This is a genomic window from Endozoicomonas sp. ALC020 (assembly GCF_049275935.1).
Taxonomy (GTDB): Bacteria; Pseudomonadota; Gammaproteobacteria; order Pseudomonadales; family Endozoicomonadaceae; genus Endozoicomonas_A.
In genome coordinates, this window is the sequence record NZ_CP184830.1 from 1,332,094 (window position 1) to 1,352,448 (window position 20,355).

At 44.6% G+C, this 20,355-nt stretch carries 21 protein-coding genes and 2 tRNA genes; 5 read left to right on the forward strand and 18 right to left on the reverse strand.

Going from position 1 to position 20,355, the window contains the following annotated elements:
* Positions 1-75 precede the first annotated feature (75 nt).
* Positions 76-774: a SapC family protein gene (locus ACOJUO_RS03930; protein ID WP_422135460.1), complete on the reverse strand. Its 699-nt coding sequence runs from the start codon at positions 772-774 to the stop codon at positions 76-78.
* Between the two features lie 481 nt (positions 775-1,255).
* Between ACOJUO_RS03930 and ACOJUO_RS03935 the strand changes: the two genes are divergently transcribed.
* Positions 1,256-2,407 (forward strand): HD domain-containing protein, encoded by a 1,152-nt coding sequence (locus ACOJUO_RS03935; protein WP_422138986.1) that lies wholly within the window; start codon positions 1,256-1,258, stop codon positions 2,405-2,407.
* 23 nt (positions 2,408-2,430) lie between these two features.
* Here the strand turns inward: ACOJUO_RS03935 and ACOJUO_RS03940 are convergent, their stop codons facing one another.
* Entirely contained in the window at positions 2,431-3,792 is a 1,362-nt protein-coding gene (locus tag ACOJUO_RS03940) for an OprD family outer membrane porin (RefSeq protein WP_422135462.1), read from the reverse strand.
* A gap of 159 nt (positions 3,793-3,951) precedes the next feature.
* Complete coding sequence (locus ACOJUO_RS03945) at positions 3,952-5,535, reverse strand: NTP/NDP exchange transporter (protein ID WP_422135463.1); 1,584 nt, start codon at positions 5,533-5,535, stop codon at positions 3,952-3,954.
* A gap of 348 nt (positions 5,536-5,883) precedes the next feature.
* Between ACOJUO_RS03945 and ACOJUO_RS03950 the strand changes: the two genes are divergently transcribed.
* Positions 5,884-8,877, forward strand: coding sequence for a hypothetical protein (locus tag ACOJUO_RS03950; RefSeq protein WP_422135464.1), 2,994 nt, complete (start codon positions 5,884-5,886; stop codon positions 8,875-8,877).
* A gap of 97 nt (positions 8,878-8,974) precedes the next feature.
* On the opposite strand, the gene ACOJUO_RS03955 is transcribed toward ACOJUO_RS03950, so the two are convergent.
* The 10 genes from ACOJUO_RS03955 to ACOJUO_RS04000 form a co-directional block, all read right to left on the reverse strand.
* A tRNA-Arg gene (locus tag ACOJUO_RS03955) sits at positions 8,975-9,051 on the reverse strand.
* A 99-nt stretch (positions 9,052-9,150) separates the two neighbouring features.
* Complete coding sequence (locus ACOJUO_RS03960) at positions 9,151-9,585, reverse strand: hypothetical protein (protein WP_422138987.1); 435 nt, start codon at positions 9,583-9,585, stop codon at positions 9,151-9,153.
* 20 nt (positions 9,586-9,605) lie between these two features.
* Positions 9,606-9,944, reverse strand: coding sequence for a hypothetical protein (locus tag ACOJUO_RS03965; protein WP_422138988.1), 339 nt, complete (start codon positions 9,942-9,944; stop codon positions 9,606-9,608).
* A gap of 323 nt (positions 9,945-10,267) precedes the next feature.
* A complete protein-coding gene (locus tag ACOJUO_RS03970; protein ID WP_422138989.1) occupies positions 10,268-10,744 on the reverse strand; it encodes a hypothetical protein in 477 nt (158 codons plus the stop codon).
* Positions 10,745-10,795: 51 nt separating this feature from the next.
* Positions 10,796-11,254, reverse strand: coding sequence for a transposase (locus ACOJUO_RS03975; protein ID WP_422138990.1), 459 nt, complete (start codon positions 11,252-11,254; stop codon positions 10,796-10,798).
* Between the two features lie 210 nt (positions 11,255-11,464).
* Complete coding sequence (locus tag ACOJUO_RS03980; RefSeq protein WP_422138991.1) at positions 11,465-11,725, reverse strand: type II toxin-antitoxin system RelE/ParE family toxin; 261 nt, start codon at positions 11,723-11,725, stop codon at positions 11,465-11,467.
* A 19-nt stretch (positions 11,726-11,744) separates the two neighbouring features.
* Positions 11,745-11,996, reverse strand: coding sequence for a ribbon-helix-helix domain-containing protein (locus tag ACOJUO_RS03985; RefSeq protein ID WP_422138992.1), 252 nt, complete (start codon positions 11,994-11,996; stop codon positions 11,745-11,747).
* Between the two features lie 119 nt (positions 11,997-12,115).
* The gene (locus ACOJUO_RS03990; protein WP_422138993.1) at positions 12,116-12,580 is read right to left on the reverse strand and encodes a hypothetical protein; all 465 of its coding nucleotides are present in this window, start codon (positions 12,578-12,580) and stop codon (positions 12,116-12,118) included.
* Positions 12,577-12,720 carry a hypothetical protein gene (locus tag ACOJUO_RS03995; protein ID WP_422138994.1) on the reverse strand — a complete coding sequence of 48 codons (144 nt, stop codon included), beginning with the start codon at positions 12,718-12,720 and terminating at the stop codon, positions 12,577-12,579. The genes ACOJUO_RS03990 and ACOJUO_RS03995 overlap by 4 nt, the downstream gene beginning before the upstream one ends.
* 157 nt (positions 12,721-12,877) lie before the next feature.
* Positions 12,878-13,840 carry a transposase gene (locus tag ACOJUO_RS04000; RefSeq protein ID WP_422138995.1) on the reverse strand — a complete coding sequence of 321 codons (963 nt, stop codon included), beginning with the start codon at positions 13,838-13,840 and terminating at the stop codon, positions 12,878-12,880.
* Positions 13,841-14,094: 254 nt separating this feature from the next.
* On the opposite strand from ACOJUO_RS04000, the gene ACOJUO_RS04005 reads away from it, so the two are divergent.
* On the forward strand, positions 14,095-14,334 hold the full coding sequence (locus ACOJUO_RS04005; protein ID WP_422138996.1) for a type II toxin-antitoxin system Phd/YefM family antitoxin: 240 nt from the start codon (positions 14,095-14,097) through the stop codon (positions 14,332-14,334).
* Positions 14,331-14,762, forward strand: coding sequence for a type II toxin-antitoxin system VapC family toxin (locus ACOJUO_RS04010; RefSeq protein WP_422138997.1), 432 nt, complete (start codon positions 14,331-14,333; stop codon positions 14,760-14,762). Before ACOJUO_RS04005 ends, ACOJUO_RS04010 begins: the two co-directional genes overlap by 4 nt.
* 172 nt (positions 14,763-14,934) lie before the next feature.
* Here the strand turns inward: ACOJUO_RS04010 and ACOJUO_RS04015 are convergent, their stop codons facing one another.
* The 5 genes from ACOJUO_RS04015 to ACOJUO_RS04035 form a co-directional block, all read right to left on the reverse strand.
* Positions 14,935-15,273: a hypothetical protein gene (locus ACOJUO_RS04015; protein WP_422138998.1), complete on the reverse strand. Its 339-nt coding sequence runs from the start codon at positions 15,271-15,273 to the stop codon at positions 14,935-14,937.
* Between the two features lie 109 nt (positions 15,274-15,382).
* On the reverse strand, positions 15,383-15,706 hold the full coding sequence (locus ACOJUO_RS04020; RefSeq protein WP_422138999.1) for a helix-turn-helix domain-containing protein: 324 nt from the start codon (positions 15,704-15,706) through the stop codon (positions 15,383-15,385).
* A complete protein-coding gene (locus tag ACOJUO_RS04025) occupies positions 15,703-16,056 on the reverse strand; it encodes a type II toxin-antitoxin system RelE/ParE family toxin (RefSeq protein WP_422139000.1) in 354 nt (117 codons plus the stop codon). The genes ACOJUO_RS04020 and ACOJUO_RS04025 overlap by 4 nt, the downstream gene beginning before the upstream one ends.
* A 398-nt stretch (positions 16,057-16,454) precedes the next feature.
* Positions 16,455-16,531: transfer RNA gene (locus ACOJUO_RS04030), tRNA-Arg, on the reverse strand.
* Between the two features lie 502 nt (positions 16,532-17,033).
* Positions 17,034-18,464, reverse strand: coding sequence for an RHS repeat domain-containing protein (locus ACOJUO_RS04035; RefSeq protein ID WP_422139001.1), 1,431 nt, complete (start codon positions 18,462-18,464; stop codon positions 17,034-17,036).
* Positions 18,465-18,794: 330 nt separating this feature from the next.
* On the opposite strand from ACOJUO_RS04035, the gene istA reads away from it, so the two are divergent.
* On the forward strand, positions 18,795-20,348 hold the full coding sequence (gene istA / locus ACOJUO_RS04040) for an IS21 family transposase (protein ID WP_422138318.1): 1,554 nt from the start codon (positions 18,795-18,797) through the stop codon (positions 20,346-20,348).
* Positions 20,349-20,355: the final 7 nt, after the last annotated feature.

The following is a 20,355-nucleotide window of genomic DNA, read 5'->3' on the forward strand; positions in this document are numbered from 1 at the left end:
CGCTGTCCTTCAGGCGCCCCAGACGAAGAAGAGGGGGCAAGCCCCCGTCTGTTTTAACTCTCAATGACTGCAGTTTTACTGTTGTTTTTTCAGCAACCGCTTGAGCGCTCCCAGAGAGTGCAGGTGCGCATAGCTCCAGGCCAGCCAGCCAGCCTTGAACCAGTCGTTTATTTTTTCTTCCTGCAACCCGGCCAGCTTTTTCTCATCGATGACATACAGCCCTTCCAGCCTCAGGGGATTATCCTTATCGGCCATGACCTGAAGATTAAAAGGTGAGAACAGCTCCAGCTCACTGCATTCATCACAATAGGCGCGAGTATTTTTGTACTGCTGGTCGTAGTTGTTCAAAAACTGGATGATGTTGTTCAGGGTTTCGGAGTTTTCACCTTCGTCATTAAAGAGTGCCTCACCCTCTTCACCACCAATTTGAGCAGATTCCTTGTCAAAACAAACCGTTCCCTCATCGGTGAGAGCAAAAGGATAGCGTCTGACAAAGGCTGGAACATAACTGTCTTCCCAGCGTCCTTCGCCATCCAGTTGTTTATGGCCGGCATCCATCAGTGAAAGCAGCGCCAGAGGAAAAAAACGTCCTTCATCATCTTTGCTGAAAAGCACAGGCATATCTCGACTGGCTTCAAAAAACTCAATACCCGTCAGAGGTACAGAATTTACACTATCGGTAAATGAATAATCTCCGGAAGATTGGTATCTCAGTGCCTTGTGAAGATCACGATTGAGTGGTGCAGGGTCTTTATAGAAAAGTAATGCTGCCATGCTTGAAGTCCATTCTCGTATAATTCTTGTTTAATCTCATTGGCAAGAGCATTGTCGCACAAATCACGCGCTCTACTCAAACCGTAATACAGGTAGAAGGTCGCAAATACGACTGCAATTCCGTTAAAGACGATGAAAGCCGGACTGGATCAATAATCACAATAAACGAAGAGTCTACAACGGTAGCTCACAACTGGACTCAAAACATTTATTGAAAAACCTCGACATTATCCTCGCTTCTGCATTGGCTCTTGCTTTGATCAATGGCGTTTCAAACAATGCAGTTTATTGTATCTCACTTGAAGAAAATCTCATGGAGTCGGAATGGAATCTATGGAAGAAATTTTACGCTCCCCTGGATTACTTGCACACTCTCTTTAACTAACAGCCAGTTTAGATAAAAAGGGCAGAACTGGCGACTATACTGGCAAACACCGCTTTAGAGCTAACTTTGGTTTACCAGTGTTTTAAGGTGCATCAAATGATAACCTGTCATACCCTGTCTGAGTCCGGCCACCAGCAGTTCCGACGCTTCTCGTGGTACCTGCTTTTAGCTCATTTATGTGTTTTGGGATTCCTGACCAAAGCCAATAGCAACGACCATGAGCAGATAGAAACCTATTATGGCGTGTTGGAGTTTAATCGTGCCCAGTTTCCTTTATTGTCAGAACTGTTGAACAGTCAACCTGTTAAACGACTGAAGAACATTAACCAGTATGGAATTATTCAGCTGGTTGACTCTCAGGGGCATAACAATGAATCTTATACCCGTTATGACCATTCCCTTGGGGTACTTTATCTTCTGAATTATTTCGGGGCTCCCTTTGAGGAGCAGGTCAGCGGGTTGCTCCACGATATATCTCACACTACATTCAGTCATGTCTCAGATTACCTTTTTACTACAAGCTCTGCAGGGAATCCTGATTACCATGATTCGCTATTCAGAGGTTTTTTAGAAAAGCACGGGGTTGCCCTGATATTGAAAAATCATGGTCTAACGCCTGACGACGTAGCCCCTGAAAATATTCAATTCACAATGCTTGAAAGAGAGCTGCCGGATATATGCGCAGATCGGCTGGATTACATATTACAAGGCTCAGTCAGAAGGAAGACTTTAACCCGGGAACAGGTCGATCAGATCATAAAGTCCCTTCGCCATGATCCGTTAACTAACCACTGGTATTTTAGCAGTCAGGATTCAGCCCAGTTACTTGCAGATGCCAGCCTGGAGCTCAACAAGAATATATTTGTCACCGCCTGGGGACGGACACTTTACCAATGGACGACAGAGGCAATCAGACGCATGATATCTATAAATGAATTGACTTTGGAAGATATCAAATACCAGATGGGAGATAGAGAAGTATGGCAGTCCATGCTAAGCAGCGAAGATACAAAGGTTGCCGCTCTTGTCGAAAAAATAAAATCAGCCTGGTACCGGGTTTATGAGACGACTGATGCAAATGAGGCTAGCACAACCTTTGAAAATCTTCGTTGCCGGGTTGTTGATCCCAGAGTAATGGTTTCAGCGAGCTGGAAAAGGCTGTCAGCCCTTAGTCCATCCTTTAAAAGAAAATATCAGGCTGAAATGGAACGTTGTCGGTTCTTTTATGCAGCCATTAAGTCTCCATAAGGCGACAGCACCTCCGGCTGAAATCAGAAAATCCGGAAATCATAATCAAGCCAGACACGCAGATCGTTTTCTTCTTTGTGAATGGCTTTTCGTAATGCCTTATCATCTCGATAAAGACCGTATTTCAGTTTAAATTTCAACCCTTCCAATACAGTCTTCGGAAAGGCATAAACCAGATGAATGTCGTGTTCCTGTTCTGCGACAGCTATTTTTTGGCCGCCGGGGGTGATGACCTTCATGCCGGAGCCATAATGAAATGAATAACCTGCTTTCAGCCCTTTGAGCCAGGATTCTGAAAAATGATAAGTAACACCCATCATCCATGCGGTTTCACCGTCATACAACATATCTTCTGCAGAACCTGAAGTGTTAATATCCCAGTACCCGTGGGTGTTTGCTCCGAAATCATAATAATAAGCACCGGGTGGAGTGTAAGCATTGCCTGAAGCTTTTACGCTGGATGGTGCCTTAAAATGACTGACTCCTGCACGAAAATGCCATGCACCAGCAGCCAAGCCCCCGTGAAGGTTGATAACACTGGCTTTATCGTCAAATAATGGCGAGCCACCCCAGCCTGCACCCTGCCAGAGACGACCACTTTTTTGGGTTTGATAATAACTACCCCCCAGGTTAATTTTGAGATTCTGTCCTGCGTATGTGGTAAACAAGATATCGCCATTGTGTGCCTTTAAAAATTCTTTGGCAAAAGCATTGCGATATTTAAGCTGCAATTCACGCTCTTTGGAAAACTGAAGTGTATAGATCGCTTCAGCACCTATGATGTAATCAATTTTTTCACCGGAAAAGTTCATCAGACTATGAAAACCTGCCTGATTTCTAAGTGACATTTGATCAACCAGAGCAAAACCGATTTCCAGGTTTTCAATCGTGCCTTTGAGATTATACCCATTCCAGTTGCTGGGAACGGTTCTTGAGCTGGAGCCGGAAATCAGTCCGGTACGTAAATTCTGTCGTCCCGCCTTAAAGCTGAGTGATCGGTTTTCGAACGTTGACGGTAATTTTAGTTCGACATAAGCTTGCCCCAGCTTACTGAAGCCTTCGTTAGCATTATTCAACAATTGATATGAATTAGTATTCTCTTCGGGCATGTACAACTTGACCGCGCTATACAAACTGGCTCCTATTCCTACCATTTCACCCAAACCGGAACGCAAATCAAGCGATAAGCCTCCCGTCCAGGCTCCTGATGTCGAGTCTTTTACCGTGTTGTGTACATCGTAATAGACAGTCCGAAGCTTTCCGCCCAGTGTCGTATTATTAATAAAGCGCGAGTTATCTGATAATGATTCACCCGATAAAACTGCAGTATTCCAAAATCCTGAAGCAAAAAGCATTAATGGCTGCAAACCTGATTTTAAGTGCATATAAAAACCTGCTATGTAGCCACTGTGGATTGCACAATAGCTACCTTTTGACATTTTGATTACGGTCATACCTGCTTAATGGCAATACGGACTGACCGACCAGGATCAATTTCACCTTCGCCAAGATTGGTCAGGTGCTAAGGCACTCTGAAAGATGCCTCAGTAATCAGCCGGACCCAGTTTTTTGCCCAAAGGTGCTTGCGAGCTGGGGGCAGCTTCCTGAGATTGCGCCTCAGGCGGCTTTTTCTTCGCCCTCGAGAGTTCATTAAATTGGCGCCCTAATGAGCGGGCTGCGGCAATCCATATAGCAAAAAAAAGCAGAACGATAACAGCTACGTAAGGAGCAATAGCCGCCAGTGAACCCAAATAAATTATTAATATTTGCTGTATGACTGAGCCTGTTGATTTACCGGTCGGATTGCCAATAACATCAACTGCCGCCTTACCTTTCACTTTCTCTTCAGGGTCAAGTGGGATGTAGCTCATTTCCTTGGTGGGATCGAACAAGGAGTACTTGGTCGATTTACTCATGATATTTTGTACACCCCCCAATATGACGGTTAGCATCAATGGAGTGGTGCCCAGCGCCAGAAATAAAATATCGGGTACGATATCCCTGAATAAAACAAAACAAAAAAACAAAGTTCCGGTAATTAATAAAACCACCGGAGTGCAAAGTGCAGCTATTGTCCAGCCAAAGCGACGGATAACATTGTTAGTAAAAAACAGCATCATGGAAATAGTCACAATGCCTGTGCAGGTGGAAAATAATCCCATGAACTGATTGTATTCATGGGGGTTTGGATATTGCATGCGTAGCTGGTTTTTCCAGGTGACTTCAACAATATTGATACAGACACCATATCCAATAACCAAAAGGGCAATACAAAGCAGATATTTTGAATTGATAATATGCATAAAACTTTCTTTCAGGGATAAGGATAATTTTTCCTTATTGGAGCTTGCTATCTCATCAGGTTTATAAAGCCTTGGATCTGTCATCACATACCGGTTGATCCACCAGTAAGTCGCCATAATCAAAATGCCACCAATAGTAAGGACACCCGTCATTAAATTCAGGGAGTAACCCCAGGGGTCAACACCTTCAGCAAGGTTTTCACGAGTCTGTGAAGCAAAGTAGACAAACAGTCCTGCCGTTGGTAATGCCAAATTACCCATCATGCCGAAAAGCGCATAAAATCGTTTGGATTCTGAGACTCGGGTAATATGGTTGGCAAAGCCCCAGAACATCAGAGAGAGGCAGACACTTCCCCAAAGCTCAGACATGACGTAGAAAAGAGAAAACGTCCAGTTACGCATAACAGCGATCAATCCCATAAATCCGGGCGGCAAAATACTCTGCAAGTAATCTGCAAACTCTGTTGGATGAAGCATATCCCGAGCGGGATAAAGAACCAGAGAAAAAAAACAGAAAAACAACAGAAAGCTGGATATAACTAAATAAAATAAAGTTCTCCTCTCAAATATATTACTCAGCTTTGCGTATGTAACTGTGAATATTATTGCAAAAGGTACATTCACCCATAATTTTAAAAAAGGTATTATCTCCGCTCCTGAACCAGCACCAGTAACTACCAGAGTGTCTTTCGTGTCTCGCAATATGGTGTAGTTAAAGAGTATCAGGTAGAACATCAGGATCATCGGAAGTAGCTTTTTAAGCTCATAAACGTAGACGGGCCAAAGCCTCGCTCTCCATTTACTGAATTCAGTATTATCTGACATTTTATCGCCTTGTGACTGGTGAATTCTGAGACAAACTCACTTTATCTAGACGAAAAGGTTAAATACGACAACTTTTTTCTAACTATAGTTATTGCAAAAGTGCCGTAAACCCTCGCTCAATTGAGGTTTTCGCAAAAGTTCGAAAACTCATTAATATGATCTCTGTGGGAACGCATTTTTTATTCCTTTCAGTGAAGGTATGGGCTTCCCCGATGGAACCCACAGGGCTTGAAAGCATGGGAACCAGAACTTACGCAACACTTTCGAGAGGGTAGGGGGGCAGTCACGTTACTATGAATATCAACAGCCAATGGTTAAAACTGGTTTTTTCAACCTATCAGGTGACTAATGAACAAAATCACGGTGAACTTGATCATCACGTTCGTGCTGTTTGGTCAATCTGCTTTAGGCACAGAGAAGCAGGATGATGACAATCATCAATTTTACATAACAGATCATTTAAAGACAGGTGTCGCCTGGGGGCTGGTCCCCCTTGGCTCAGAGGTAGCGATCACTTCTCTTGATAAGTATCTGGATTCTAAAGGCTATAACTTTCTCTATAAGCTACTAAAGATTCACAGCAATAATGTACAAAGAGCTATGAGCCAACACCTCACTGATAATATCAGTGCCCGCCTCGAAAGTATCAGCTATAAAGCTTTATCGGACAGTCATATAACTAAAAAGACAGACGAACTGCAATCTGATTTGCTCTACCGCTCACTATCAACATTTTCAATATTGAGCCTTCATGCGCAAAAGGCCAGAAAAACCTATTTCCGGCTACTCGACATTATTGATACAGTGTCTTCTTCTGCGAGCCTGGCTATGTCCAGAGGCGATGAAGATCACGCTGCAGCATTGATGGCATTTAGTGCTCTATCTATGGTTTACCTTCATCCGGAGGCGACAGCCCTTGATGTTTTCGACAGTGTTTACGCCAGCTTCAGCCGGGCGATTGACTGGCGTCAGCATCCTGGCTTCAGATCTCGAGTAACGCACTACCTGAAGGTTATGGATCCACTGATGGAACATTCGGCCACTATGGGTCTCAGGTATTGCGATATGCTGAATCAGTGGAAAGTTGGGAGTATTGATTGCCTTCAATATGAAAACGATGCGATAGATGAGTTAAAAGTGCTTGCCTCTCATTCTAACCTTGAGGAAACAGGGCTTATTAAGTCATTGCTAAAAAGTGTTTCGAAGGATCAAATCAGAACAAGTATTTTTATTTTAGGGGTTTCTGTACCCGGAACTTTCCTTTATTTCGCTGATAAAAAACATATCGCTATTCAGGTGATAACTAAACATTTTTCCAAAATAGTCGGGCTGTCAACCACAAAAGAAAATATGGAACGCTTTGCTTCCCAATCAAGGCGCTCCCTTGAAAACTGGGGTGCTATTAATACCGGCTCATCGGTCAACAGAACATCCGGCATCGCCGATTATAGCAACCAGTATTTCAGTACCCTGCAAAAAAAAGCGGGGATGATTCTGGCTGAGCAACCCAATTTCGCCCGATCAAATAGTCAAAGGGCAATGGAGTTACTGATTATTCACTTTGCGGATGCCTACAGAACCCCCTCTGAAAAAGCCCCTATTTTAGCCGGTGCCCTGGTGCAGAATTATCGGGAGATCGTTGAAGTCAACGCCCAGGACACACTTATGAGAAGCCTTTTGATAGCTTACCAGCCCATTAAATCGGTATCAGAGGTTAACAAGATCTATAAACAGGTTATAACTCTCGACCCTGCATGTTCTGATTGTGAAGGGTACAAGGAACTCAGCGAAAGCTGGGCAAAGATTTCTTTGGATGGCGCAAAACCTGTTACATCCCATTCAGTGGCAACCAACAACCAGACTGACATTTGCCCTGCAGAAGAGTGTCTACCCGAGGGATTGACTGAACCCGAAGAAGAATCTCCATTTTATTACCAATATTTGCCCAGCAGAGAGACCGTGACTACCGCAACAATACATGGTGCCGCTCTCGGGTACTCAATGATAATGGGGCTAATCAAACCTTTAACCATTGATAAAGTTGATCCAAAGAAAACCGGGCAAAAACATTTCTGGCGACTGGTTAGTTATTATTTCCTGTTCTCAATGATAGAGTTCGGACTTCGTTCAGTGGGTGAACCTGCCATTGTGCATCTGCAAACTGTCGTTAAAAACGGGATAGGCAGCACAACCGGCATTCTTGACCCGGAAGATCAGGAGATTCAGAGCGAGCTTGCTGCCAAGGTGAATGTTGTACACCGGAAACTCAGTATTGAAGCCCAAACCAGTCGCTCCTATAAGATGACGATGGAAGCCATGCTGGTAAAATGCTGGTTACTGGCGAACACCCTCTTGACGGATCAGGAGAAAAATTACACTGACTCAGCCAGAGTTGTCGCATACTCTGCTTACGCTCTCAGATATTATCATCCGGAATTTAAAACCAGCAGTAAGGTCATCTCTGCCCTGGCCAACGCACGATTGGGCAATGCTCTGAACATGTTACAACAAAAAAATCTGATGCCCCTTTATGCAAGACAGGTTTTACTTCATCTTGCCGAGCTGGATTCAAACTATGGTGACAAAGCCATTAAGGATAGTTATCTGGATATATTAAATAACTGGGGTATTAAATGTGATCAGGAAGATACAGAATATGCTCAGGATGTCCTGGATTCCTGGGCAGTTTATGGTGAATATATGCTTGGTATAGCAGGCTTTGTAGTGCAGGCGTCCATTAAAGCTTATTTCCACAGCATGGATCTGGTTTCGCGGTCTATAGCTAACTTTTTGGCCAATGTTTTTGAATTCGGAACAACAGATCCTCTCAGAAAAAGAATTTATGCCCATTCCCGCAAGGCCATGTTGAATGTTGCGGCATCCCATAGCGAGGATGAGCAAATGGCAGCAGATTCTGCCAATGAAGAGTTAACGCAGTCTTATCGACGTCAAAAATTCTACTTTGGAAAACCAGAGCTGGATGCCCGCACCCAGCTCGTACAAATTATTACATCTGTCATTCATTGTTTTTCAGAAGCCCGTTTTTTAATGGCTGACAAAGAAACAGACAAAGCGGCTGACCTGATCGCTTCAGCACTGGTTAGAATCGTTTTATACGCTCCGGATTTATCTGGAAATGATATCCATCTGAAAAATGCATTTAAAACCCTGACAGCTTCCTATCGTGATGACTTGAATGCTTTGAGCGACAATATTCTCAACAAAGTCAGTGAGCAATTAAAAAGTAAAGCTCCCGTGGAAAGCGATATCTATTCTGATGGGATGATTAAGGTAAAAATGATGCAACAGGCCTGGTCAGAACCCGTGGAAGGTGAAAGTTGACAGAGTAGGTCTTTGGATTATTTTCAAACAGGCAAGGAGCCGTAAAAATCACTACATGAACCACAAAAAGCCCTATAAAAATAGGGCTTTCTGAAGATGGCGTGCTCAGTAGGATTCGAACCCACGACCGCCTGGTTCGTAGCCAGGTACTCTATCCAGCTGAGCTACGAGCGCGTAATGCTAACTTGTTCACTGGCGGTGGGCGGGGAACCTTCAGCATATTTTTCTGATAGTGCCCCGCCACCTTTTTATTTTCTCAAGAACCAGAAATAATCATAACCCATCATTAGCCCTTCTATTCTGAAATCTACTACCCATCAAGAAAGCGGCTAGATAGAGCACTGCCTCAAAAATATTCACTAGTAGGCTCACAATAACCACTATATGGATGGTTGCAAAAAGTAAGCTCCCCCTCCCTCTTAGTTTAAGGACTAAAGGAGCAAAAAAGAACAATAATGCAGAAATTGGAATAATTAACAGCTTTACAAATACTGTTTGGCCAACAACTTTATTTACTGACTCTTTTTTATTCAACTCTTCGATAAAAGCGTTAGACCTATCTGTAAGTTTTTGAAATTCCTCTTCTGTAAGAGAATCTTTTTTTTCTATATCACGGTAGTACTGTCTATAGTCATCAGTGACAAATGACATATCTGGCTTACTAAATCTTTCGTTAGCAACAGATAGTAAAACTGTAAACACTAACAACAGAAAGCACTTCCATAAATTTACTGATGAATCAGACTGCATGATATTGGGCATAATGTATAGTCTACTTGTTTTGTATCTGTTACTAGACCGGTTGGCCGCCACTCATGTCTACCTGTTGGAACAGGGTCGCTGATCGAAAGCAGTGTTTCATCATAGTCACTTAATGAACGCATTCTATGTTCATAGTACTTTGTGACCTCAACCTGCTCCCACATTTCATATTCGCCGTAGTGCTGAATTTTAGCTTGATAATCTAAATTAAGGGCTCTACCTAGTACGATATCCGCTGCATAAGCTACTGCACCAAGAACATCATCCAAGTCCCCCCATTTCGGATCACCATATTTATCGGTCATAGTCACATTTTTACCATCAACAAACTTTCTTCTCCATTTTGTTTCCTTTACTTCTGAAAAGCTGTGCGTTTCTTTGTAGTGTCGTTCATCATTAAGAGAGAAAAATGGAAAAATAGGACATCCATATAAAATAAACCCTAATAAACACTGCCCAAAAGCCGTGAGCCCAGCAATCCATTAAGCCCTGACAACCTCTCAAATGAGGATATTAATCGTTTACCATAACAAACAACAAGCGAATCACTCAAAAAGGGGAAAAATCAGAAACAGCAGAGCTCCCCAGATGACAGGAGCAACAAATTAACAACGGAAAAGTCAGGCAATCAGCTTACGCCATGAAACAAACGACTACAGGTAAACAACCCCCGTATCCATTTCTGCCCCATTTCCCGAGCAAAAGTCTTCATGGCTTCCAGCCTGCCCACTGCGCGATAGAAGCGGTTATTCCATCTCATGGTTTTGAGCCATTCATTTGAATCAATTTCCAGTTGGCTCAGAATGGGTGGGATATCTGAAGGGATTGAACCTTTCTTATCAGATCGGACTGCACGCCCACTCCAGTCAACCAGCTCAAGATAATCGTGAAGTATATAAGGCAACGCCTTAGCCGGATTTTGCCCCTGTGATCGAAAAGGCATAAGGGTGACTGGCTGCTTTCGGGTATCAGAACCTGCCAAATTTTCAATTCGTTCCTGAATCGACGTGTAGTCTGATCCTTCTGGAGTTTCCGACATTTCGGCACGGAGCGGATTCAGGTCAACATAGGCCATGCAGGTTAACAATGCTGCCTCATCCAACAACGCCTGACTTTTAAACCGTCCTTCCCAGAAGCGACCTTTGCAGTCATCTTCCTAGTTAGCCTCACGGGCAAGATATTCGTTCAGGCAACGCATGAACCAGCTGATATTCGTTAAACGATTTCGATATTCTTCAGCAAATTCGTCCACACGAGTCAGTTCCGAGTGACTCAGCTGGTCAGCAGCAAGATACCTCTGAACCAGAAGCGGCCCTGTGAAAAGCCTTGTCCATCGACTCAAAATTTCATCTCTTGCCCACTCTCTGGCAGGTTTCTCATTGATATGCAAAACCACATGGTAGTGATTAGACATAACAGCATAGGCACAGACTTCTATAGAAAAGATTGAAACCAGTTCCCTCAGCTTATCTACAACCCACTGCCGACGATGCTCGTAGTTTTTGCCCGTTAAATAATCCTCTCCACACAAATACGCCCTGCGTACGCATCGAGCTATACAGTGATAATAAGGCGTGGAACCTGGGTCGATCAAAGAACTTCGTGCACGGGTCATAATCTCTCCTGCCGGAACTAAATATCAGCGACAGGGAAAAACTAGACTAGCTAGCTTGTTTGTCAAATATAAGGGTGTCCTATTTTTTATCTTTGTCAAATATAAGGGTGTCCTATTTTTTAACACTATTTTTTATCTTTTTTTTTTTAGAGGAGCGACATCAGTGTCGTGAAAAGGTGGTGGGTGTGGATCTGCAGACTGATAGCCGTCTTACGCCTGAAATGTTTCAGAGATATCCTGTCTCCCCATAATCCGAACAATCAGGACATAATCTTCCTGAATTTGGTAATAAATGGAGTGAGAACCGTACACACTCATACGGTATCCCTTGCGGATATGCTCCACTGCCGGGTAGTGAAGTGGAAAACTCGCTAATTCTGTCAAACGGGCCTGCAAGCTATCGTGGTAATGAATTGCCTGATCCAGACCAAAGTTATCAATGCCAAACTCAAGGATACGTCCTATATCCAAAGCAGCTTCATTTGATAGCTTATAACTCGCCATTTTTACGTTTTCGCTCCAGTACCTGGGTCACTATGTCTTCAGGAGTTAATTCGCTGATACCACTGTTTTCTCCTTTGATCAGTGCTTCACGAATCGCTTCAAGTTCACTTTTTCTGGATCGGGCTTGTCTGATCAGGTCATTAATGACATCGCTTTTACTACTGTATTCTTTGCTGTCAACCTGAGCCTTGAGCCACTCATCGTTGGGCTCGGTAAACGTGATGCTCTGTCTGGGCATGAGACTCTCTCCTTGGTTCATATATGCACCATATTAGCACCAAAAAAGAAAAGTGCACCTCGTTTATCACACAGATTTTGTATTGCCCATCAAAAAGGAACACGTGGAAATTTTAGCGACTAGCCCGCCAGATCCAGTTGCATGAAAGAACTCAGCCCATTCCCTGAAATCGACGTATCCGCCAGCACATCGACTTGTAGGGGAATGCTGGCGAAGTCATCCGAGATAAAGCCCAGATTCTGTACCGGAGAGAACTTCACTCGATGTACTCTGATATTGAAGGGCAACCCCTCCTGAGCATCATTCAACCCTTTCATAAACAAGGTAAACTCTCGCCCGGACTCTACGAGGGCTTGTACCGTATTAGCCTTAAGTGGGGTGTAACTGACCTTGATGCCCTGGTCATCAATACCACCACCTTCAATGACCTGAATGCCAGATTTCATCAGTTGGTGGTCGTCACCTTCTACCAATACGGTATCCGGGCTGTCTTTTACCGTAATGGTCTGATCCAAATCAGGTAAATGCTCAAAAGGAATCAATTCACCCGCCACACCAAAGGTTTCTTGCGCTTCATCAGTCACCGGCGAGAAGCCTCAATAACACTGCCTCGAAGTGCCAGGGAGATATTACCAGCGGTAAAATCATGAGCTACCAGATTGGCAGTAATGCCCGAGACCCGACTGATAACATTGTGATAAAAAATAAAAAATAGGACATCCAAAAAATAGGACATCCATATAAAAAAAATAGGACATCCATATAAAATAAACCGTAATAAACACCGCCCAAAAGCCGCGAGCCCAACAGTCCATTAAGCTCTGACAGCCACTCAAATGAGGATATTAATTGTTTATCAAAACAAACAACAAGCGAATCACTCAAAAAGAGGAAAAGTCAGAAATAGCAGAGCTCCCCAGATGACAGGAGCAACAAATAACAACGGAAAAGTCGGGCAACCAGCTTACGCCATGAAATAAACGACTACAGGTAAACAACCCCTGTACCCATTGCCGCCCCATTTCCCGAGCAAAAGTCTTCATGGCTTCCAGCCTGCCCACTGCGCGATAGAAGCGGTTATTCCATCTCATGGTTTTGAGCCATTCATTTGAATCAATTTCCAGTTGGCTCAGAATGGGTGGGATATCTGAAGGGATTGAACCTTTCTTATCAGATCGGACTGCACGCCCACTCCAGTCAACCAGCTCAAGATAATCGTGAAGTATATAAGGCAACGCCTTAGCCGGATTTTGCCCCTGTGATCGAAAAGGCATAAGGGTGACTGGCTGCTTTCGGGTATCAGAACCTGCCAAATTTTCAATTCGTTCCTGAATCGACGTGTAGTCTGATCCTTCTGGAGTTTCCGACATTTCGGCACGGAGCGGATTCAGGTCAACATAGGCCATGCAGGTTAACAATGCTGCCTCATCCAACAACGCCTGACTTTTAAACCGTCCTTCCCAGAAGCGACCTTTGCAGTCATCTTCCTGGTTAGCCTCACGGGCAAGATATTCGTTCAGGCAACGCATGAACCAGCTGATATTCGTTAAACGATTTCGATATTCTTCAGCAAATTCGTCCACACGAGTCAGTTCCGAGTGACTCAGCTGGTCAGCAGCAAGATACCTCTGAACCAGAAGCGGCCCTGTGAAAAGCCTTGTCCATCGACTCAAAATTTCATCTCTTGCCCACTCTCTGGCAGGTTTCTCATTGATATGCAAAACCACATGGTAGTGATTAGACATAACAGCATAGGCACAGACTTCTATAGAAAAGATTGAAACCAGTTCCCTCAGCTTATCTACAACCCACTGCCGACGATGCTCGTAGTTCTTGCCCGTCAAATAATCCTCTCCACACAAATACGCTCTGCACACGCATCAAGCTGTACAGTGATAATAAGGCGTGGAACCTGGGTCGATCAAAGAACTTCGTGCACAGGAATAACCTCTCCTGCCGGAACTAAATATCAGCGACAGGGAAAAACTGGGCAAGCTGGCTTATTTGTCAAATATAAGGGTGTTCTTTTTTCTTTATTGCATAACATTAATAGACTAGTATACTGGTCTATATAAACCAAAAAAAAGAGGCTACTCAAATGCTTGAAGAAATTGGCTCTTATGATGCCAAAACCAAACTCCCAGAAATTCTTCGCCGTGTTGAGGCTGGAGAAGCTTTTACTATAACAAACCGTGGCAAACCGATTGCTGACCTCATCCCCAGTCGAGCAAAAAGTCGTTTGAAGGCTCAAGCAGCCATCAATAATCTACTAAAGATGAAGAAGCCAACAATATCTGATGTAGATTTGAAAGCTCTTCGTGAAGAAGGTCGCAGATGAAGACAGACTTCGTGTTGGACAATTCTGTAACAATGCGCTGGCTATTGAAAACAGAAGATACTTCTGATCAGCAGTATGCCGAAGATGTTATGGCAGCACTGGCTTCGGTTGATGCAATTGTCCCAAATCTCTGGCATCTGGAAGTGTGTAATGTAGTGTCTCGGTCAGAGCGCAGAGGTGATATAGACATTGCCCTGTCTGAAGGTTTTCTTGCTCAACTGGAAAATCTGCCTATTTTCGCCGATCCATTAACGTCTAATCAGGCGTTTAGTCGAACACTGGGGCTTGCCAGAAATTACAATCTCAGTAGTTATGATGCAGCCTATTTAGAATTGGCTATTCGTGAAGGACTGCCACTTGCTACTCTGGATGATGCACTAGCGAAAGCTGCAAAAAAAGCAAATGTGAAGCTATATCTCGAAGGTTAAGGCTGATTATGTTCCGCAACAACCCAAAAGCCGCGAGCCCAGCAGTCCATTAAGCCCTGACAGCCTCTCAAATGAGGATATTAATCGTTTACCATAACAAACAACAAGCGAATCACTTAAAAAGGGGAAAAATCAGAAATAGCAGAGTTCCCCAGATGACAGGAGCAACAAACTAACAACGGAAAAGTCGGACAATCAGCTTACGCCATGAAAATAAACGACTACAGGTAAACAACCCCTGTACCCATTGCTGCCCCATTTCCCGAGCAAAAGTTTTCATGACTTCTAGCCTGCCCACTGCCCGATAGAAGCGGTTATTCCATCTCATGGTTTTGAGCCATTCATTTGAATCAATTTCCAGTCGGCTCAGAATGGGTGGGATATCTGATCGGATTGAACTTTTCTTATCGGATCGGACTGCAAGCCCACTCCAGTCAACCAGCTCAAGATAATCGTAAAGTATATGAGGCAACGCCTTAGCCGGATTTTGCCCCTGTGATCGAAAAGGCATACAGCATAGGCGCAGACTTCTATAGAAAATGAAGCCCTTTCCCCTTGCTCTGGTCTGAGCAGAAGAAGGCTTTGGGGGTATCGGAAGATTGATTTACTCCCTCCCTGCCTCAAGCGACTTTGAGTGTCACTGAAAGACCCAGTTTTTGTAGCATGTCCACCAATGCATCAATGGTGAACTTGCTGGCCTTCCCTGTCATCACATCAGAGACTCTGGGTCTGCTCACATTCAACAACCGTGCAGCTTCTTCCTGCTTCAGCTGGCGATCTCTGATGGCCTTTGTAATTTCTACCATCAGTTGAATCTTGAGATCCGCTTTAATTTTACCCTCAGCTTCCTCTTTCAGTTTCTTTGCTTCTTCAGGGGAAAAGCCCAGGTCGGCAAAAACGTTGCCACCTGTTGGTGTCGTATGTCCGATGTTCTTAATACTCATCCGTCCTTCCTCCTTTTGCTCCGTTCTGCCAGAACCTGCTTGTAACGGCGAGCTGCTACTTGCTTGTCGTGCTTACTGGTTTGTTGGGTTTTCTTTTGAAAACTGTGAAGCACGTATACAGCTTCCTCAAACTTGGCCAAATACATCACTCGAAAAGCACCACCTTCTTCCGAGATGATAATTTCCCTGACACCCGCTCCCACTGTCTTGAAATCCTTCCAGTGTTCAGGGTCGAGATCATGCTGTACCCGGCTTAATTGATAACCCGCTTCTCGCTTGGCCATACCCAGGAATTCAAGCAGGTCTTCCAGGGAGCTACCCATCCAGAAAATCTGCTTTTCGTTATCCAACAGCTTAGCACTCTGTATAAAATATTGTACACTTTAGAACAAATACAGTTCCTCTGTGGAGAAAAAAAGCAGTAAAAAATAATCAAAAAGTTCGCCGACAACACCCCGCCCACACCGCTATAAAAGTGCAAACCCAACACCCGTCCCAGAAACTAAAAAACACCTGCAAATCACTGATTATAAAGAGGAAATCAAGTAACGTACTTCAAAGTAGCCGAAGTACGTTATTTAGAGAGGAGAGAGAAAAAACGGCCCAAAAATGGCCAAAAATCGGCTTTTTCAGGAATTTTCCAAGTACGCAGTTATAAGACAGGGGATGATTATCAAACAAACAGAGAGCCAGAAAAACCCATCCCCAAAACGACAAAAAGCCCTATAAAAATAGGGCTTTCTGAAGATGGCGCGCTCGGTAGGATTCGAACCTACGACCGCCTGGTTCGTAGCCAGGTACTCTATCCAGCTGAGCTACGAGCGCGTAATACTAAATTGTTCACTGGCGGTGGGTGGGGAACCGCCCACAAACATTTATGATAAAAACACGATTAAACGCGCAGTATATCACCCTCAGGCTGGGAAAGAGTCTATGCAGTTTTAAAGTTTACTCCCAACCTGAAAGACTCCAGTAGCATCAGATAAAGATTAGAGGAGTAAGATCATTAACAAGAAAATTATTACGCCTCCATTTACGATCAAAAAAAGTGACTTAATCAATATATGAGAGTTATTTAACTCATGCATATAAGTGCTTTTGCACAAGAATGCAGGCGGCATTATCCTATCTGTATATAAATCAACAATATATAGCTCTATTGCCAAGCTTAATATTATTGAAACAGCAAAATTATGATTTAAACTCGATATCAAAAAGGCCATCAAAGAAATAACTATAAGCCTAAAAGCATATTGAATTTTATACTTTCCAACGCATTTTTCTATGTTTTTATTAAATATCTTACTAATTGAAGCTTCAAACACCTTTACCATTTGAGAGACTCCTCTGAAACCTTTCCTCCTATGGCTTCTATCCTCTGTACATTATGGCCTGAAATTGATGGATTTCGCATCATGGCAGCCTTACCTGATAGACCTCCTCCAATTTTTCCAATAGCTATCTGGGCAGCTGTTTCAGCCGGGTTATCGGAATATATTATCTTTACGCCATCCGCAAAGAGCGCAACCCCTCCTGCCACTGGTGCCGATGCAGGAAAAACAACTGTGATAAGAGTCATCCCATCTGATACATGAGAAGCTAGATTAACTTTGACAGCATCTGAATATGCCTTGTACCCTTGAGAGTCTTCGCTAACATATAAGTTTCCAAACCTCTTAAGCATTGTTCCACCCGCAAGGTTAGCTTTGCACTCTGTATTTCCAGTGCTGCCGCAATAGTAATCTTCAGTATTACCAGAGAATGTAAATACGTCCTTACCGATTTTAGCTATAACCTTACCCTCAGCGTTGAACAAATGAGCCATAGCTGCTGTCTGGGCTCCATTGGCAAACTTGCCTCCGGTCAGCTTTGAAGCAGTACCTCCAATAAGTGCAGCAACTGTCGTTCGCCCTGCGACGGCTGCTGCTGATTTACCCTGTATAACATTCATGTTACTCGTAGCAAACTTGGTAAAGCCCGCAGAGATAAAGCCATGGCCGAACTTACCTCCTTGCAATTCTGAAATCACTCCTCCAGTAATTGCGTGTGCTGCTATATGTGCAGCCCCACCAGCAGCATTCCAAGTACCCTCTGCGCCATTAAATTTTGCCCCTATCGCATTAAAGGCAAAAGCTGAAGCACCTGCAATAGCACCTGATTTTAGAGCATCGCCTGAACTGGCTCCCATGGCTCTGGCAAATTCATAGTTCCAGGCTGCAACACCAGCAGCCCCACCGTAATATCCGGCAACGAAACTACCTACGATATTTACAAGCTCAGGGCCAAATACTTTTGAGAGTCCTTTTATAACACTGCGAGTTATTTTCTTTATTTTCTTCTTAACCCACTTGAAGAAGTATCCACTGGGATCAACCGCATTCAACGGATTATTCAGCACATAGCTATAGCGGTTAAAACTCTGGGTGTTGCCCGCTGCCTGGATAAATGGATCGGCTTGCAGGAAACGCCCCAGTTTCGGGTCATACACCCTACCATTCATATGGATCAGACCCACTTCGTCCAGCTGCTCGTGGCCGGTGAAGCCTCTGGTCGTATAGCTGGTGTTGAAGCTGCTGAGCTGGCTGTCCAGTAGGTCCTGCCAGTTGGTGGCGTTCCTTCTCTGGCCGAAGGGATCAAAACTCTGCCGTTGCAGCAGGGTCATGGCGTTGCCGTCCATGATCGTGTGAATACTGCCCAGATGATCCTTGAACAACAGTTGCACGCTGCTTTCGCTAGGAATAAAAAACAGGACATCCATATAAAATAAACCCTAATAAGTACGGCCCAAAAGCCGCGAGCCCAGCAGTCCAGTAAGCCCTGACAGCCACTCAAATGAGGATTGCATATTCTGGCATCGCTTGAACACTGATTCTGTTAACTCTTGAACACCTATTCTGGCGGCGCTTGAACACTCATTCTGTTAACTCTTGAACACTTTTTCGAGATTACCAGAATCGCTGTTCAACTGCCCAGAATCCGTGTTCAAGCCTCCAGAATCTGAAACCTCTTCTTTCGGTAGATTATCTCTTACGCATTGATTTCCATGAACTTTAGCCGCTGACCTTTCTAAACAGTAAGGACAGCAGCCATGCCAAATAACAGGATTTCCATGCGAAAACTTCAAGAAATGCTTCGGATGCGCTTTGAGTACCGCCTCAGCATCCGGCAAATAGCTCGCAGCACGCGGGTCAGTGTTGGCACTGTGTCCAACTACGTTCAGGCCTTTGAGCGGTCCCCACTGAGCTGGCCTCTGTCCTCCGATTGCTCTGAGGCTACCCTGGTGCAAACATTGTTCCCTGAGGCCCCCCTGTCGAGCCGCCAGGGGCTGGTCGACCCGGACTGGGGCGTTATTCACCAGTCACTCAAGCGCAAGGAGGTGACCAAGCAAACACTCTGGGAGGAGTACTGCCAGGAGAGCACTCTCAATGCCTACAGCTACTCGCAGTTCTGTCACCGCTACAACCAGTGGCTGGGCTGCCAGAAACGTTCCATGCGACAGCATCACAAGGCGGGTGAAAAATTGTTTGTAGACTACGCTGGTCTTACGGTCCCTGTCGTTAATCCAAAGACCGGTGAGATCGCCCATAACGCCCAGATTTTCGTAGCGGTGATGGGAGCCTCTAACTACACCTACGCAGAAGCCACCCTATCCCAGAAGTCCGAAGACTGGCTGGGGTCTCATGTTCGGGCCTTTGAGTTCTTTGGAGGTATTCCAGCTGTCGTGGTACCAGACAACCTCAGGAGCGGTGTCAGTAAGTCTTGCCGTTATGAACCGGACTTGAACCCGGCTTACCAACACCTGGCCAACCACTACCAGGTGGCGGTCATTCCAGCTCGGCCCTACAAGCCCAAGGACAAGGCGAAAGCCGAAGTGGGTGTGCAGTTGGTTGAACGCTGGATACTGGCCAGACTTCGTCATGAGACCTTTTTTACCCTGGCAGAACTGAACAGTCGTATACGGGAGCTATTGACTGAACTCAACCTTAAGCCCTTTCAAAAACTGCCAGGTACACGACGAAGTACCTTTGAGCAACTGGATGAACCCGCTTTGCGACCTTTGCCCAAACAGGCCTTTGAGTACGCTGAGTTCAGCAAAGCCAGGGTGAACATTGACTATCACATTCACTGTAAAGGCCATTACTACTCAGTGCCTCATCAGCTGGTCAAGAAAGAGGTGGAAGTTCAGGCAACAGAACATACGGTCACTGTCTTCTGCAAAGGTGAAGTTGTGGCCTGTCACCCCCGTAAGTTCACAACCGGTTTTACCACTCAATCAGCCCATATGCCTGAACGACATAGCAAGCACCAGGAGTGGACACCGGAACGACTGCTGGAGTGGGCAAAACAGCTGGGCCCCGATGTTCACTGGATAACTCAGTATCTGTTGAACAGTCGTGAGCATCCGGAGCAGGCTTATCGGTCTTGCCTGGGGTTATTGAACCTCAAACGGGATTACGGAGCTGACCGGTTAAACAATGCTTGCGCCCATGCCCGGAAAATCAAAGGTTACCGACTCAAGAATATCCGGGCGATCCTGCAATCAGGTAAAGACAAACAGGCTCTTCAACCTGAGGTGAAACAAACGACACTACCTCTTCATGACAGCCACGAAAATGTTCGTGGTGCAGCCAGCTATCAGTAACCGGAGA